The organism is Exiguobacterium sp. s16 (assembly GCF_018618115.1).
Taxonomy (GTDB): Bacteria; Bacillota; Bacilli; order Exiguobacteriales; family Exiguobacteriaceae; genus Exiguobacterium; species Exiguobacterium mexicanum_A.
Window position 1 is genome coordinate 307,481 of sequence record NZ_JACSLM010000002.1, and the last position, 16,294, is coordinate 323,774.

At 52.7% G+C, this 16,294-nt stretch carries 15 protein-coding genes; 9 read left to right on the forward strand and 6 right to left on the reverse strand.

The window, feature by feature from the left end:
- Positions 1-7 precede the first annotated feature (7 nt).
- Entirely contained in the window at positions 8-961 is a 954-nt protein-coding gene (locus tag KNP86_RS05040; protein ID WP_214753094.1) for a 4-hydroxy-3-methylbut-2-enyl diphosphate reductase, read from the reverse strand.
- Between the two features lie 120 nt (positions 962-1,081).
- On the opposite strand from KNP86_RS05040, the gene KNP86_RS05045 reads away from it, so the two are divergent.
- From KNP86_RS05045 to KNP86_RS05065, 5 genes are all read left to right on the forward strand, one after another.
- Positions 1,082-2,845: an ATP-binding protein gene (locus KNP86_RS05045; protein WP_214753096.1), complete on the forward strand. Its 1,764-nt coding sequence runs from the start codon at positions 1,082-1,084 to the stop codon at positions 2,843-2,845.
- On the forward strand, positions 2,842-3,780 hold the full coding sequence (locus KNP86_RS05050; protein WP_034778085.1) for a sugar ABC transporter substrate-binding protein: 939 nt from the start codon (positions 2,842-2,844) through the stop codon (positions 3,778-3,780). Before KNP86_RS05045 ends, KNP86_RS05050 begins: the two co-directional genes overlap by 4 nt.
- A 52-nt stretch (positions 3,781-3,832) precedes the next feature.
- Entirely contained in the window at positions 3,833-5,185 is a 1,353-nt protein-coding gene (locus KNP86_RS05055) for a DEAD/DEAH box helicase (RefSeq protein WP_330857571.1), read from the forward strand.
- A gap of 81 nt (positions 5,186-5,266) precedes the next feature.
- Positions 5,267-6,169, forward strand: a complete 903-nt coding sequence (locus KNP86_RS05060) for a deoxyribonuclease IV (protein WP_034778080.1) — start codon at positions 5,267-5,269, stop codon at positions 6,167-6,169.
- A complete protein-coding gene (locus tag KNP86_RS05065) occupies positions 6,129-6,734 on the forward strand; it encodes a hypothetical protein (protein ID WP_235420206.1) in 606 nt (201 codons plus the stop codon). Before KNP86_RS05060 ends, KNP86_RS05065 begins: the two co-directional genes overlap by 41 nt.
- A 33-nt stretch (positions 6,735-6,767) precedes the next feature.
- On the opposite strand, the gene KNP86_RS05070 is transcribed toward KNP86_RS05065, so the two are convergent.
- From KNP86_RS05070 to KNP86_RS05080, 3 genes are all read right to left on the reverse strand, one after another.
- Complete coding sequence (locus KNP86_RS05070; RefSeq protein WP_021065708.1) at positions 6,768-6,938, reverse strand: DUF1427 family protein; 171 nt, start codon at positions 6,936-6,938, stop codon at positions 6,768-6,770.
- Between the two features lie 92 nt (positions 6,939-7,030).
- Positions 7,031-9,196, reverse strand: coding sequence for an RNA degradosome polyphosphate kinase (locus tag KNP86_RS05075; protein ID WP_034778078.1), 2,166 nt, complete (start codon positions 9,194-9,196; stop codon positions 7,031-7,033).
- On the reverse strand, positions 9,193-10,725 hold the full coding sequence (locus tag KNP86_RS05080; protein ID WP_214753098.1) for a Ppx/GppA phosphatase family protein: 1,533 nt from the start codon (positions 10,723-10,725) through the stop codon (positions 9,193-9,195). Before KNP86_RS05080 ends, KNP86_RS05075 begins: the two co-directional genes overlap by 4 nt.
- Positions 10,726-10,914: 189 nt before the next feature.
- On the opposite strand from KNP86_RS05080, the gene KNP86_RS05085 reads away from it, so the two are divergent.
- The 4 genes from KNP86_RS05085 to KNP86_RS05100 are packed head-to-tail and all read left to right on the forward strand — an operon-like array spanning position 10,915 to position 14,386.
- The gene (locus KNP86_RS05085; RefSeq protein ID WP_034778073.1) at positions 10,915-11,673 is read left to right on the forward strand and encodes a metal ABC transporter ATP-binding protein; all 759 of its coding nucleotides are present in this window, start codon (positions 10,915-10,917) and stop codon (positions 11,671-11,673) included.
- A complete protein-coding gene (locus KNP86_RS05090; RefSeq protein ID WP_034778071.1) occupies positions 11,670-12,533 on the forward strand; it encodes a metal ABC transporter permease in 864 nt (287 codons plus the stop codon). Before KNP86_RS05085 ends, KNP86_RS05090 begins: the two co-directional genes overlap by 4 nt.
- The gene (locus tag KNP86_RS05095) at positions 12,520-12,930 is read left to right on the forward strand and encodes a Fur family transcriptional regulator (protein ID WP_034778069.1); all 411 of its coding nucleotides are present in this window, start codon (positions 12,520-12,522) and stop codon (positions 12,928-12,930) included. Before KNP86_RS05090 ends, KNP86_RS05095 begins: the two co-directional genes overlap by 14 nt.
- Positions 12,931-12,988: 58 nt before the next feature.
- Entirely contained in the window at positions 12,989-14,386 is a 1,398-nt protein-coding gene (locus tag KNP86_RS05100; protein ID WP_214753100.1) for an NAD(P)H-hydrate dehydratase, read from the forward strand.
- Positions 14,387-14,422: 36 nt separating this feature from the next.
- On the opposite strand, the gene KNP86_RS05105 is transcribed toward KNP86_RS05100, so the two are convergent.
- Together KNP86_RS05105 and ispG are read right to left on the reverse strand one after the other, a co-directional pair.
- Positions 14,423-15,004: a hypothetical protein gene (locus KNP86_RS05105; RefSeq protein WP_251130428.1), complete on the reverse strand. Its 582-nt coding sequence runs from the start codon at positions 15,002-15,004 to the stop codon at positions 14,423-14,425.
- A gap of 71 nt (positions 15,005-15,075) precedes the next feature.
- The gene (gene ispG, locus KNP86_RS05110; protein WP_021065716.1) at positions 15,076-16,197 is read right to left on the reverse strand and encodes a flavodoxin-dependent (E)-4-hydroxy-3-methylbut-2-enyl-diphosphate synthase; all 1,122 of its coding nucleotides are present in this window, start codon (positions 16,195-16,197) and stop codon (positions 15,076-15,078) included.
- Positions 16,198-16,294: the final 97 nt, after the last annotated feature.

The window sequence follows — 16,294 nt, forward strand, 5'->3', positions numbered from 1 at the left end:
GTTCATGTCATTTACGGAGCGCCTTCACTTTCGGAAGAATGCTGCGCAGTTCAAGATATGGCGTCTTATCGTGCGTGCTCAAATCGAGCGGGTCATATTGGGTCAAGAAGTCGATGACTTTTTTTGTGATTGGTGTCGGGGTCGACGCGCCTGACGTGACGGCGACCGTTTCGACACCTTCGAGCCAAGCCAGGTCGAGTTCGCTCAAGTCGCCGATGCGGTAGGCGTTCGTGCCTGCAATCTCTTTCGAGACCTGGGCTAAACGGTTCGAGTTGTTCGACTTCGGGTCACCGACGACGATCAATAGTTCACAGTCACCGGCTTGTTCAGCGACAGCTTCTTGCCGGACTTGGGTCGCGTTACAGATCTCGTTGTGGACCTCGACATGAGGATACCGTTCTTGAATCATCTCAATCAAGGCCGAGACGTCCCATTGGCTCATCGTCGTCTGGTTCGTGACGAGAATTTTTGCATCATACAGGTGAGCCGGGAGCGCCTCGAAGTCACTCTCGTATTGGACGAGATGAACTTTTCCTGGAGCGACGCCCATCGCGCCTTCCGGTTCCGGGTGGCCATGCTTGCCGATGTAGATGACTTCATAACCGACAGCCGTCTTTTCGCGAATCAAATCGTGGGTGACCAGTACATCCGGGCACGAGGCATCGACAATCGTCAAGCCTTTCTCAATGGCACGCTTACGCACGAGCGGCGAGATGCCGTGGGCGGTAAAGACGACCGTTCCACGATCAATTGTCTCGAGTGCTTTCATTCGATCCTCACCGTCGACCGTCTTGACGCCGAGTTCCTCGAATGCTTGGGTGACATGACGGTTATGGACAATCATGCCAAGTATATGGATAGGACGCGGTAAATCTGGGTTGGCCACAGCTTCGTTGGCGAGCTTCATGGCATCGACGACGCCGTAGCAATATCCGCGTGGACTAATTTTTTTAACTTTCATTTTGTAAGGAACGCTCCTTTCGCGATGCTTTCATACGTATTAGTCTAACATTGTTTCGAAAATACGAAAAGATTTCCGTGTATTCATGCTATAATTTTAAGGTTAGAAAGGAGGGACACCGTGGAACGCCTAAGAACATTGCTTGAAGTTCGAAAATCGTACTTCTTTCAGATTACATTTATTATCTTCATTATACTAGGACTTGTCATCTCTTCATTAGCCTTCTCTGCCGACCGTGTGACGGTGTCCCGCGCGGAAGAACTGGCGAAAGAACAATTCGACTACGCGATTGACGGGAGTATTGAAAACCTGGAGACGCGGCTCGGTAAACTATACGAAGACTTGGTCTATCTCGGTGCTTACGTCGGGAATGAGACGTATATCGAAGAGCGGATCCGCACCGGTTATTTGAATCAGCGGACGAGCTTCACCTCGATTTTTTATTACGATTTAGAAGGCGATGCGTTCACGTGGTACTCGCAACGCCAAGTACCGGCGCTGACGCTCAAGAGTGATCCGAAATTTAAAGAGGTGCTCACCGGCGGCAGGAACGACTTGTTTATGAGTGACCCGATTTCGATCTCGGGTGACGTCGGGACGTATTTATACGTACCGGTGCTTGAAGACAACCGGATGGTCGGGATGTTCGGCGGTAGTATCAGCGTGCTCAATTCAGATTTATATCGTCGGATGCTTGAATCGGCGAATGATGACATGATTCTCTACTTGTTGAATGAACGGGGCGAAGTATTGTCGACCTCGTTCAATCTCGTCACGGACGCAGAACGGCGTTTGTCCCGGTCCATCATCGAAGCGACGGACGCCTACGACGTCCGTTCGGTGTTCAGTACGAAAGACGATGTCCTCATGTTTGAGCCCGATGCGCGTGTCAACGGATGGAGCGTCCTTGCAAAGCATAGTACCGATTCGGTCTACGAAGCGGTGTATGCGACGCGTTGGCAATACTTGATGATTACGCTCGTGACATTCTTCTTGAGTATCATGGTCGGTCTACTGTTGTCGAAGACGTTGACAAGTCCGCTGCTTGAACTTGTGCAAAACATCAAGAAACAACAGTCGCTCGAACCGATCCAACTCGAACGGACCGGCTCCAAAGAAGTCGAGACGCTGCTCGATACGTACAACGATTATTCCCGCCGCATGGAGACGGCCCGACGCGAACAGCTCAGTCAACAGCAACTATTGTTGCAGCAAGAGAAGCTCGCCTCGCTCGGACAGCTCGCGGCAGGGATTGCCCACGAGATTCGCAATCCGCTCACGCCGGTCCAAATCACGTTGCAGATGGTGAAAGAAGGGCACAGTAGCAGCGACATGCTCGATCTCGCGCTTTCAGAACTTGATCGGGCCAACCATTTGATCACGACGATGCTCACGCTCGCGAAGCCCGACCAGGCGAAGCTACAAGAAGAGTGGCTCGACATGACCGAGTTTGCGAAACGTCTCGAATTCTTGCTCGACGCCGAATGCTATAAGCGGGTCACGAACTGGGAGTTGAACGTCCCGAACGACATGCCGCCGTTTTACTGTTCGAACGACATGCTCGTCCAAATCATCTATAACTTGTTCAAAAACGCGGTCGAGGCCGTCGATACGAAAGGTGCCGACGGCGTCGTGACGGTCACGATTCAATTCACGGAACGGGACTACCGCTTCTTGATCGAAGACAATGGGATCGGGATGACCAAATCTCAAGTCAAGTCGGTCGGGTCCGCGTTTTATACAACGAAAGAGAACGGCAACGGCTTAGGGCTCTACATGATTCGGGAATACTTGAAAGCCGTGAACGGTCACATGGAAATTGAAAGTGTTGAAGGAGAAGGTACGGCCATGATGATTAAAATCCCAAGGCGGTCGCACCCATGACGAAAGGGTTCAAACATTACTGGCTTTGGCTGCCGATCGTCTGGGCGCTATCGATTCTATTGATTACGTCAATCCAATTACCGGAACGGGCGAGAGAAAATAATGAAGTCGGTTTCGTATTCGTCAGTGAAAAGCATGAGCATGCCAATAAACTGTTGGCCGCGTTCGTCCGGACGGCGAATCAAAAAGGTTTTATCCCTGTCCCGACGACGAGTGAGGATTCCCGTGTCCTGGAGAAAGAAAAATTGGACGCGCTGATCGACCGCGGGGTCGAAGCGATTTTCGTGACGACGCTCGATGAAGCATTCATCCGGCCATCGCTCGAACGGGCCGAACGGGAGGGTATTCCGATTATCGCCATCGATCGGATGATCGACCATGACAGCGTCTTGACGTCGGTCATGTCCGATAACGTCGAGATCGGCCGGATGGCAGCGAACCATATCGCCGCCCAACACGCCGGGCTCGACCGTCCGATTCGTGTCGTCGAAGTGAGAGGGACCGCCAAAGTCCGTTCGACGATCGATCGGAGCCTCGGGTTGACGGAATATGACAAGGCCAACGACAACCTGCAAGTCGTCGCCTCGATCACGGGTAATTACGACACGTTCCAAGCCGAGATAGAGATGTCTCGGTGGCTCGATGCCGGTATTCCGTTCGATGCCGTCTTTTCTCACAATGATGACAATACGTTCGGTGTCGTCCGGGCCCTCGAAAGCCATGGCCTCAGTGACAAAACGCTCGTATCGGTCGACGGTGTGACCGGCATTTATCCGCTGATTCATAGCGGGAAAGTCGATGCGACCGTCGTCCAATCACCGAACGAAATGATCGAGGTCGGATTCAAGGCGCTCGAACATCATTTGAACGGCAAGAAAATTGCGTCACACTACTATTCGTCGAGCTATTTGTACGAAGGGCTCGCAAAAGATTAATTGACAAATGATTAGATTCCGCTATGCTAGGAAAAGTGGAAAGAAACAGGAGGTGTATCGATTGAACAGCTTCCAACAGTTCAAATTGTTACCGTTTATCGTCGATGCCTTGACAGAAAAGCGCATCACAGTACCGACGGACATTCAAGCCCGGATTATTCCGGCTGCGATGAATGGCCGCGATATCATTGGGAAATCACAAACCGGGACGGGGAAGACGCTTGCGTTCCTCTTACCTATTTTAGAAGCAATCGATCCGAAAGAAGAATCGGTCCAAGCCATCGTCGTCGCACCGACGCGCGAACTCGCTTGGCAGATTCACGAAGAGTTGAAAACACTCCTCGTCAAACAGCCGGACTACATTAAAACAAGTCTGATTGTCGGAGGAACTGACCGGGAACGACAAATCGACAAGATGAAAAACCCACCACAACTGATCATCGGGACACCAGGTCGTCTACTCGACTTGATGAAAGTCCAAGCGTTATTCCCGCACAAAGTCACGCATTTCGTCGTCGATGAAGCCGACCAAATGCTCGACATGGGCTTCTTGCCTGAAGTCGACCGCATCGCGCAGGCGTTGCCAGAGAAACTTCAAACGATGGTCTTCTCAGCGACGATTCCTGAGAAGCTACAACCGTTCTTGAAGAAATATTTGCATGACCCGCGTTACGCGGAAGCGAGTGAAGAGCACCGCGTCGTTCCGAAAATCAAGCATCACGTCATCCCGGTCCGTCACCGGGACCGCAAGGCATTGACGGTCGACATCGCAAAAGCAATCAACCCGTTCGTCTGTCTCGTGTTCACGAACACGAAACAAGATGCGGATGAGTTGGAGACGTCGTTCCGCGAGGCGGGACTCAACGTCGGCACGCTTCATGGGGACATGCAAGCCCGTCGCCGGAAGCAAGCGATCAAAGACATCAACGACGCGAAATATCAGTTCGTGATTGCTACCGACTTGGCGGCGCGCGGCATCGATATTAAAGGTGTGTCGCACATCATCAACTTCGGCATTCCGAAAGACCTCGACTTCTATACGCACCGTGTCGGCCGGACGGGCCGCGCTGGTGAGACTGGCGAAGCGTACACGCTGTATGAAGATCACGAGAACGGTCCAATCAATCGACTCGAAGAGCGTGGATTCACGTTCAAGCACGTCGATTTGAAGAACGGATCGCTTCAAGAGATCAAGACACGCAAACGCCGCACGACCGACCGGAAGATGAAAGTCTCGCAAACGGCGCACAGCCGGATGGCGGGCGAAATCAAGAAGGCGAAGAAAAAGGTCAAACCTGGTTACAAGAAGAAGTTCAAGTATAAATTGAAAGAGACGGCCTCACGTGAGCATATGCAGAGCCAACGTAAGGAACGTCGCGAAGTTCGTAAAAAGAACCGACGCTAAGCAAAAGAAGAATCGACTTCGTGGAGTCGATTCTTCTTTTTGTGTACACTAAGGACAGATGAGAATGAAGGAGAAATGACTATGTTAAAAATTGGTTCCCACGTTTCTGTATCCGGTAAGAAAATGTTGCTCGCTGGCAGTGAAGAAGCCGTCTCATACGGCGCTAACACGATGATGGTATATACGGGTGCGCCCCAAAACACACGGCGCAAGCCAATCGAGGATTTGAATATCGAGGCGGCGCTCGCCCATATGGCGGCGCACGACATCGATGAGATCGTCGTCCATGCCCCTTATATCATCAACTTGGGCAACACGACGAAACCGGAGACGTTCGAACTCGCCGTCTCGTTTTTGGCCGCCGAAATCAAACGGGCCGAAGCCCTCCAAGTCGCACGTCACGTCGTCCTTCACCCGGGCGCGCATGTCGGTGCAGGGGAAGACGTCGGCTTGGCCCGCATCATCGAAGGCTTGAACGAGGTGCTCACCGGTGACGAGACCGTGAAAATCGCACTTGAGACGATGGCTGGAAAAGGCAGCGAACTCGGCAAGACGTTCGAAGAACTGGCAACGATCATCGACGGGGTGACACACAACGACCGGCTCTCGGTCTGTTTCGACACATGTCACGTTCATGACGCGGGTTATGACCTCGTCGGCGATTTGGACGGTGTCATTGAACAGTTCGACCAAATCGTCGGACTGGACCGTCTCGGCGTCATCCACGTCAACGATTCGAAGAACGTGCGCGGCGCGAAAAAAGATCGTCACGAGAATATCGGCTATGGCGAAATCGGCTTCGACACGTTGAACCGGATCATCCACCACGAGGCGTTCACCCACTTGCCAAAAATTTTGGAGACGCCGTATATCCCGATCAGTGAGAAGACGAAAGTGGCACCATACAAACAAGAGATCGAGATGTTCCGGGCGAACCGATTCGATGCCGAATGGCGCGAACAGTTCACGCTCGCGCACCAGTAAGATGAACATCATCCGAATCGATCCGAACGAGTATGATGTCTGGTCAGCGCTCCCGATCTACTTTCAGGAAGCGAGCCCGTTCTATGTGGAAGGCCGGCTCGAAGAGGGGACAGCTTGGATTGAGATTCTCGGATACGGTATCGTGGCTGAAGTCGAAGTCATGCTCGTCGAGATGACCAAGCGCCCGGCCGACCGCTATTGGCGGACGGAGGCGGTACCAGAGGCGAAGGCGTATAGCCTCGTCGACGTGGTCGGTCTTGATTTCCATCATCCGTTGCTTCAATCAGGTATGTACGAGGAAGACACGGACGCCGTCATCCGTACCAAATGGGAGCAAGGGTACCGCGTCCCGTCTGCCAAGTGGACCCGGGAGACGTTCACTGCCCACTTGACCGAAGAGCAGGCAGTGTCACAGCTCGCCCCGACGGCCATCTGTGAAGCGTGCGGGGATGACATGAACCGTTTCGGGCCGACCGGCATTCGTTTGATGGAGTATCATCTCGAAGCAGGGAGCGGCACGTGGCTCTGCCCGACGTGTCACAAAGCGAGACATTATAATCTATAAAAAAAACGAAGCCCGCGGGCTTCGTTTTTTGAATTAAAAGGGCCAGTTCGCGAGTGCGAATTGATATACTTTCATCCCAAGAAACACACCGAAGATGCCGATGACGCCCGGTAAGACCGGCGGGGCAGGGAGCGGCAACTTCAAGGCCGTGAAAATCATGCCACAAATGAGACCAGCGAGCAATGACAATAGGATTTCTTGCATGAATGATTCCTCCATAATCGAAATGAAAACGCTTAACTAACAGGTAACCGAGTTCATTATACAATGTTCATTCTCGTTTGAGAAGTCTAACATCAGTCATCTGTCATTTTCTCGTTTTCGGCTCGCAAGCGGAGGACTTCCCGTTCGGCCCAGTTCGACGGTTCGCGCTCAAACACGCTCGGGATGTTGTTCCAACGTCCGCCCGTGTATTGATGGATGATGATTTGTGATTGGATGCGCTCTTGTCCGGCCTCTTGTTTCAAATAGACGTAACTGCCGTCAGCACGCTGGATTCTCGCTTTCACGTTATCGACGAGTTGCAGCGCGAGCATATCTTTGATGTATGACTTGTGTCCCGCGTCAAGAATCGGGAAGAGGATCTCGATCCGTTTGCGCATGTTGCGCGTCATCCAGTCGGCCGATGAGCAATACAAGTCTTCTTTCCCGTTTTGATAGAAGTAGAAGATGCGCGAGTGCTCCAAATACCGGTCGATGATGGACACGACGCGGATATTATCCGAGATGCCTTTAATCCCGGGACGTAAACAACAGATGCCACGGATGATCAAATCGATTTTGACCCCGGCCTGTGAGGCGTCATACAGTTTTGTGATGATTGGTTTGTCGGTGATCGAGTTCATCTTGGCGACGATGCGACCGTTCCCGTATTTCTCATGCAGTTTAATCTCTTCGTCAATCTTTTGAAGGAAGAAGTCGTGCATGTCGTCCGGTGACGTCTCGAACTTGTGCCATGACGGGCGTTCACCGTAACCGGAGAGCCAGTTGAAGAAGTTGGTCGCATCTTCGGCGAGTTCTTCATTTGTCGTCAACAAACCGATGTCTGTGTACAGTTTGGCGGTCGAGTCGTTATAGTTGCCGGTACCGAGATGAACGAACCGCTGCAGCACCCCGCCTTCTAAGATGCGGACGACGAGCGTGATCTTCGAGTGGGTCTTCAACTCCTTATAGCCATAAATGACGTGGGCGCCGGCCTTCTCAAGCTGTTTCGCCCATTGGATGTTCTTCTCCTCGTCGAACCGGGCCTTCAATTCGACAAGAACGGTCACTTGTTTCCCGCTCTCGGCGGCGTCGGTCAACGCCTTGATAATCGGTGAGTCACCAGAGACACGATAGAGCGTCTGCTTGATGGCGAGCACGTTCGGGTCTTTGGCGGCTTGGGCGATGAAGCGGACGATCGGGTCGAACGAATGGTACGGGTGGTGGAGCAAATAGTCGCGTTTGAGTAACGCTTGGAACAAGTCTTTCCCCGGCTCGAGTCCTTCTGGGACGAACGGGATGAGCGTCTCATTGATCATGTCATCGTATTCGATACCAATCTTGTTATACACCCCAAACAGGAACGTCAAATCGATCGGGCCGTCGACGAGGAAGATGTCGCGGTCATGCAAGTCGAGCACGTCCTGAAGCATGAACAATAGCTCTTTACTGAGCGACCGTTGCTGAACCTCAAGGCGTATCGCGACACCATAACGCCGTTTCTTCAACTCTTTTTCAATCTGTTTAAGGACGTCGCGGCTTCCTTCCTCATGGAACGGCATATCCGCGTTCCGTGTGATCCGGAACGGCATCGTCGACTCGACTTCAAAACCTTTGAACAGCGAGTCGATGAACTGGATGATGACGTCCTCGAGCAACATCAAATCGGTATGGTCCTCGTCCTCTGTCGGCAATTCGAGATAACGCGGCAACACGGCAGGTACCTGGACGAGGGCGAGCCGTTTTTTGCCTTCATCGGTCGAGGCAATCTCGACGGCGATATTGAGTGATTTGGACAACAGCATCGGGAACGGTCGATAAGCGTCGACGGCAATCGGCGTCAACACCGGGAAGACGTGGGTCCGGAAGTATAACTTGACGAAGTCGAGCTGTTCTTTGTTCAAATGTTTCGGCCGTAAGAAGCGGACGTTCTCCGAGGCGAGCTGTTTGACGATTTTCTTATATGTCGCGTACTGGACCTCCACGAGTTCCTGAGCTTTGATGGAGATGGCTTTGATTTGCTGTTTCGGTGTCAATCCGGCCTTGTCTTCCGGACGGTTGAAGCCGGCGAGCACTTCATCTTTCAATCCGCCGAAACGGACCATGTAAAACTCGTCGAGGTTCGAACTGAAGATGCCGAGAAACTTCAACCGTTCCATGAGCGGGTTGCGTTCGTCCATCGCTTCTTGGAGGACGCGTTCGTTGAAGCTCAGCCAACTGAGCTCGCGGTTATTGAAATGTTCGGGTAAGTAGATGGTCATGAATCTCTCTCCTCTACACGTAACTCGATCGTTTGGTCGATGGCACGTTCCAAATGTTTTTTATGACGGATGCCGCGCTGGACTTCAAAACGCGGCGAGCTGTGCGTATGAAGCGTGAAGACGAGTCCCTCGTCCGTCGAAGAGACGTCGATGTCCTCGACGACTTGACGTTCGGTCAAGTCGAGCGCATCGACGAGTTTGACGATCGAGCCGAGCAGCTCTAAGCTCTTCAACATCTTCGAGTCGAACCATTCCGGGAAGCCCTCGATGTGTTGTTCGAGCAGGCGGCGCGATTTATATGACGTCACCAAGGCGAGTGCGAGCCGGTCCTCATTGTTCATCCCTTTAAAGTCGTTCGTCGTGATCAAGTGGAACGTGTGGTCACTCTTGTTGTTATGGTCGATGTATTCCCCGACGTAGGCGAGGCGACAGGCCCCTTCTAACAGGCCGGGTTCGAACGGTTTCGGTTTGATCGTCTTTGTCTCAATCAGGCCAGTATAAATTTGACGGGCCAAGTGAATCAAATGTTTGTGCCGGATTGGGTCGACGTCATACTGTTTCTCGAAGTGACGGAAACTTTCCTCTTTGACGTCGCCGAAGCGGACACGGTTGTTTTCTTTTAAGTAATATTCGTAGAATAAGCCCTCGCGCAACCCGTTGTTGCTCATCATGAACTCGGGCACTTTCAAATATTTCGCCAGTTCATCGATGGCGGTCACAGCCGGGGCGATGATATCGATTCGGTCTTTCGACAACCCGTCAAGCCGGCCCAACTGTTTACTCGACATATCGATGAGCTCATCGACGACTTCATGCAAGCGGTCGGCTCCGATCGTGTATTGATGGATGCCTTCGAGCGGGAACAACGATAGCGACTGTTCGACCCGGACGAGGTTTCGAGCGGTCCCTCCGACTCCGACGAGCGGAATGCCATGCGGCACGAGCCAGTCGATGTCTTTGAACGACTTCTTCAAAAACGACGTCAGTTGCTTGCGCTCGTCTTTTGAGAGCGTGTCACCTTTCATGAAGTCTTCGGTCAACGTGACGGCGCCGAATGGAAAACTGTGATAGAAGACGAGTTCACGGTCTTTGAAGTACGTCACTTCCATCGAACCGCCGCCGATGTCGACCGAATAGCCATCCTCGATATACGTCGAATTGACGATGGCTGAATAGCCGTAAAAGGCTTCTTCATAATCGCTCAACAGTCGAATCTCCATCCCTGTCGCCTGTCGCACTTCCTCTAAGATGGCTTCAGAATTGCTGGCGTTACGGATGGCGGCTGTCGCGACCGGCAGTACTTCTTTCACTCCATGATGATCGTTCAACCAGCGGAAATGGTTGAGCGTCTCGATGAGCGCCTCGATGCCGGAATCGGACAGTTCATTGTCGTCGGTAATATGACTCGATAACCGGGCCACTTCTTTTACGTTCAGCCGTTCGAAATATTGGCCGTGCCCGTTCACTTCAAAGATGACGTTTCGAATCGAGTTCGATCCGATATCGATGACTGCTAGCTTTTTCTCCACGGAAAAACCCCCTCTGCGTTATCTCTAGTGTACAACGAAGATCCTGAAAAGACATATGCATTTCATACGGACGGACCGACCATCCTCTCTCATCGCCTCATACTTGAAGCCTCGCCTGATATTCTGTATAATACAGACGCCAAGCAAGTAGAAATGATTACGATTTATAACACGAGAGAAGGGTAGCTTATGACGACATCCGTCGTAAAATTAAATCATGTTTCCTATCACTACGATGGGACCGCCGCGCTACAGGACGTGTCCATCGATATCAAACAAGGCGACTTCGTTGCTGTCGTCGGGGAGAACGGATCCGGGAAATCGACATTGATTCGAACGATTCTCGGACTGTTATCCCCACAAACCGGGACAGTGGAACTGTTTGGACGCCCTCAAGGCCAGTTCAAAGACAAGTCCCGTATCAGTTACGTTTCCCAAAAAGCGGCATCGTTTAACTCGGGTTTTCCGGTGACGGTCGAGGAAGTCGTTGCCATGGGCCGCTATGGACGGCTCGGTTTGTTCAAGCGTTTGAACATCGAGGATAAGGCGGCCATTCAAAACGCCCTTGAGACAGTCAACATGTGGCAGTTCCGGCATCGGAAGATCGGTAGCTTGTCTGGTGGGCAACAACAGCGCGTCTTTATCGCCCGGGCCATCGTCAATCAGCCGGACCTGCTGATCTTGGATGAGCCGACGGTCGGCGTCGACCAGAAGCATTTGCGCGACTTCTACGAAGTGCTTCATCTGTTGCGTGAACATACGACATGTACGTTCATTCTGGTCACCCATGACTTGAACGTCGTCACCGACCTCGTCACGAAAGTCGTCCATCTCGACCACGGACGGATGGCGTGCAACTGTGGATTGAAAGAATATAGTGAACTCGGCGAATTGACCGCGATCAAGCCATATCCGGTCAAAGTGCTCGTCCATGAAGGTACGTCATGATTGCGGATCTGTTTACGTACAGCTTTTTACGTTATGCGTTCATCGCAGCCGTCGTCATCGGGTTCACCGCACCGCTCATCGGCTCATTTGTCGTTGTCAGACGGATGAGCCTGATTGCCGATGCGCTATCCCACATGACGCTTGCCGGAATATCGTTCAGTCTATTTCTCGGACAGTACGTTTTACTGTTCAACGAGTTGAATCCGCTTTACCTCGGGACGCTCGTATCCGTCCTCGCAGCACTCGGGCTGAACTGGCTTCGCGGGAAATATGTGCACTTCCAAGAGTTGTCGATTCCCATCATGATGTCGGCAGGGATGGGGCTTAGTGCCATCTTCATCTCGCTATCGCGTGGATTTTCAATTGATTTATCGACGCTGTTGTTCGGATCGATTTCTGCGGTCAGTCTGTCGGATATTTGGTTGATTTTGGCGGTGGCCGGTATCACCTTGCTCGTCATCGTCATGTTTTATAAACAGCTGTTGTTCTTGTCGTTCGATGAGGAACAAGCCAAAGTGTCCGGTTTGCCGAGCACGATGTTGCATGTGTTGTTCATGTTCGTCGTCGCACTCGTCATCGCCGTCAGCATGCGCATCGTCGGTACGCTTCTCGTATCGAGTCTCATTACGCTGCCGGTCGCGGCTGCACTCCGGTTCACAAACAGCTTTAAACAGACGATTCTTTGGTCGATCGTCTTCGGTGAGGTTGCGACAATCGGTGGGCTCGTGCTCGCCTATGAACTTGATGTCGCCCCAGGCGGTGTCATCGTTTTGCTCGCCGTCTTGATTTTGGCCGTCGTCATGTTGGCCGAGCGATTCGGGATCGCCCGGAAAAAGGAGGTTCGCTATGAAGGAAACTGAACAGTTGGCCCGCTTGCAGTCCTCGTCGCTCAAAGTGACGCCGAAACGGATCGAGATGTTTGCCTTTCTCGCAGCGGAAGAACGCTATGTCAGTGCGAAAGACGTCCTCGATTATATGCGCTCAAAGCATCCGACGATGAGTTTTGACACGGTGTACCGCAACTTGAAATCGTTCGCCGAAGAAGGTCTGCTCGAGGCGACCGAGTTGAACGGGGAAAAAGCGTTCCGTGTCACCTGCGGATCGAATCACCACCATCACCATCTCATTTGTCGCGGTTGTGGCAAGACGAAGTTGCTCGAGCTCTGTCCGATGCGTTACGTCGAGACGCTCGACCCTGATTTTGAAGTCGTCGATCATAAATTCGAGATTTATGGGTATTGTAAACAATGTAAGTGATCAAAAGGGATTGTTCATTCAATCCCTTTTTTGTCGAATCACGAGAGGGGGAGTCGGAATGATTTATACGGCAGCTGAAATCAAGCAGGCCGATGAGACGGCGCTCCGACATGGCATGCCGGCTGACGTCTTGATGGAGCGGGCGGCCTCGGCCTTGGCGGCACGTCTTATCTTCAAGTCGAGAGCGTCCATCCTCGTCGTCTGTGGAGCGGGCAACAATGGGGGAGACGGTTGGGTTGTGGCGCGCGAATTGGCGCAACGAGGTCATGCCGTCACTGTCTATGCCCCGTTCGGTGAACCGAAATCGACAGAAGGCAGCAGGCATGCACAGTACGCGCGACAGTTTGTCACGGTCAGCGATGAGCCGCGAGACGCCGATCACGTCATCGATGCGTTGTTCGGAGTCGGCTTCCATGGTCCGGTCACGGGTAAGGCACGTGACGTGATCACATGGATACGCGAGCAACAAGCCCCCGTCGTGGCAATCGATGTCCCGTCCGGTGTCCCGAGTGACGACGCACTGACGTTTGACGGTCACGCGGTCGAGGCAGAAGTCACTTTCTCCCTCCATGGCTATAAGCGAAGCGCGTTTTTAAAACGGACCGCGCCGTATTACGGTAAGGTCGAGGTCGTTGAGATCGGACTGCCGCATACGTCAAGATGGCGCGTGCTGACCGGATCAGACTTTGACCGCAACCTACTCGAACGGGATTCCTATAGTCATAAAAATACGTATGGCCACGGTCGCTTGATCGGCGGAAGTCGTCATTTGATCGGCGCCCCGTTCTTGGCGGCACGGTCGGCGCTCCGGACGGGAGTCGGTCTGCTCGATTTGGCCATCCCGCATGAGGCGCTCGCGCTCGCCTCGAGTTTGCCGGAGGCAATGTATTACGACATCGACAAGTTGCCGGACAAGGACTACGCTGCCACGGCGATCGGTCCTGGCCTCATCGATGACGAGCGTCTCGAGCGATTGTGGCCACTCATCAGCAATGTGAGCGCGCCGCTCATCGTCGATGCCGGAGCGCTGACGAAAGAGCGTCTCGAGGCATCTGGCCCGCTCACACTGACTCCGCATCCGGGTGAACTGGCGCGCTTGATCGATAAATCAGTCGACGAGATCGAAGCGAATCGATTTCAGGTCGCCTCAGAATTTGCGATGACGCACGGGGTCCATCTCATCTTGAAAGGAACGTTTACCCTCATCGTCAATCCTGATGGGAGCGGGGCGGTCAATACGGTCGAGGCCTCAGCGCTCGCGAAAGGTGGGAGTGGGGACGTGTTGACGGGGATGTTGCTCGCGTTATGGGCGAGAACGGACCGCTTACAAACCGACAAGTCCCCGAATGAGCAAGCGGTTCTCTGGCATGCGCTCGCGGCGAGAAAGGCGAGCGAACAGGTTCATCCGGCGAGCGTGCTCGCGACCGATGTCATCGAAGCGATCGGACGCATCTAAAAAAGAGGAACCCACTCGGGATTCCTCTTTTTTAGTTTAGATGGTGATCGAATTCGTCGTCTCGATGTGACGCACGATGTGTTGGGCCTCGCTCCACGTGGAGATCCGTTTTACGCCGGCCGGCAACGGCTTACGATTATACGGGGCGTCGAACAACAGCACCGGAATCGACGTCTGTTCATGGATGGAGATCGCGTTCTCATAGCGGTCTTCCATAAACAAGTCGAGGTCGAGCTGTTTGACGACACCGACCTTGTCATGACTCCCCGTCATGATGAGGGAGTCGAGTGGGAGTTCATGCTGTCGAATCCACTCCTCGGTGACGGCGCGCACGGCCTCGCTCCGAGCCGTGACGTAATGGAGGCGGTGCGACTTGCGCATATTCCATAAGACGGCGTTCACTTCGGAATGCGGAAGTGAGCGACGATAAATCGCTTCCTCATGACCTTGTTCAATCATGAAGCGCCAAAACGCTTCTTGTGTCATATCTGTATAAGTATGCAGCTCGTATTCGGTCGCCTGATGATAATCGATGGCGTATCCGAGCGCATCGTTCATATAATGAAAACAACTTTGCGGATCCGTGACGGTTCCGTCGAGGTCAATTCCAATGTGCATATTCGTCCCTCCTTGCTCATAACCCTTATTGTACCAAAAGCCCGCTCGGTTGCAACCGAGCGGGCAAAGGATTAGTTAGATTGGTTGGCGAGCTCTTGCTCTTCGAGTTCACGTGCGGCCAATTTTTCAGCGACGATGGCGTCGATTTCTTTTTTCAATTCTTCGACCATCGTGGCTTCGGGTACTTTCCGGATGATTTTCCCGTGACGGAAGAGAAGGCCTTCGTTGCGGGCGCCGGCGATCCCGATATCAGCTTCACGGGCTTCCCCTGGTCCGTTTACTGCACAGCCGAGAACGGCAACTTTAATGTTGACGTTGATGTTTTGGATATACTCCTCGACTTCTTTGGCGATCGAAATCAAGTCGATCTCAATGCGTCCACATGTTGGGCATGAGATGAGTGTCGCTGCGTTAGCCGCGAGACCGAACGATTTGAGCACTTCTTTGGCGACTTTGATTTCTTCGACCGGGTCGTCAGATAGTGAGACACGGACCGTCGAACCGATACCGAGCGAAAGGATTGCCCCGAGGCCGGCAGCAGACTTGAGTGATCCCGAGAAGAGCGGGCCTGATTCCGTGATTCCGACGTGGAGCGGGTAATCGAACGTCTTGGCTGCGAGCGTATATGCTTCGAGGGCGAGGTTTACGTCAGATGCCTTAAGCGAGATGATCGTGTTATAGAAGCCGAGGTCTTCTAAGATTTTAACGTGATGCATGGCACTCTCGACCATTCCTTGAGCCGTCGGATAACCGTACTTTTCAAGGAACTGCTTTTCGAGTGAGCCGGCGTTGACACCGATGCGAATCGGGATGCCTTTTGCTTTAGCAGCGTTGACGACCGCTTCGACTTTCTCGCGGCGGCCGATGTTACCCGGGTTGATGCGGATCTTATCGACACCGCTCTCGATGGCTTTGAGCGCCAATTTGTAGTCAAAGTGAATATCGACGACGAGCGGGATGTTGATGCGGCTCTTGATTTCAGCGAGGGCGTCAGCCGCACGCTCGTCAGGACAAGCGACGCGTACGACTTGGCAACCCGCTTCTTCGAGACGTAAAATCTCAGCGACGGTTGCTTCGACGTCATGAGTTTTTGTTGTCGTCATCGACTGGATGACGACTTCATTGGATCCACCGATGATGAGGTTGCCGACACGGATCGGACGGGTTAATGAACGATGCAAAATTTCTGACATATACGTAATCTCCTTCTTTTGGAAAGGTTCCAATCGATTTCAGATGAGTGGTTTCCTTATTATCATAACGAAATGTTTGTGAAAAAGCACCCGGCAA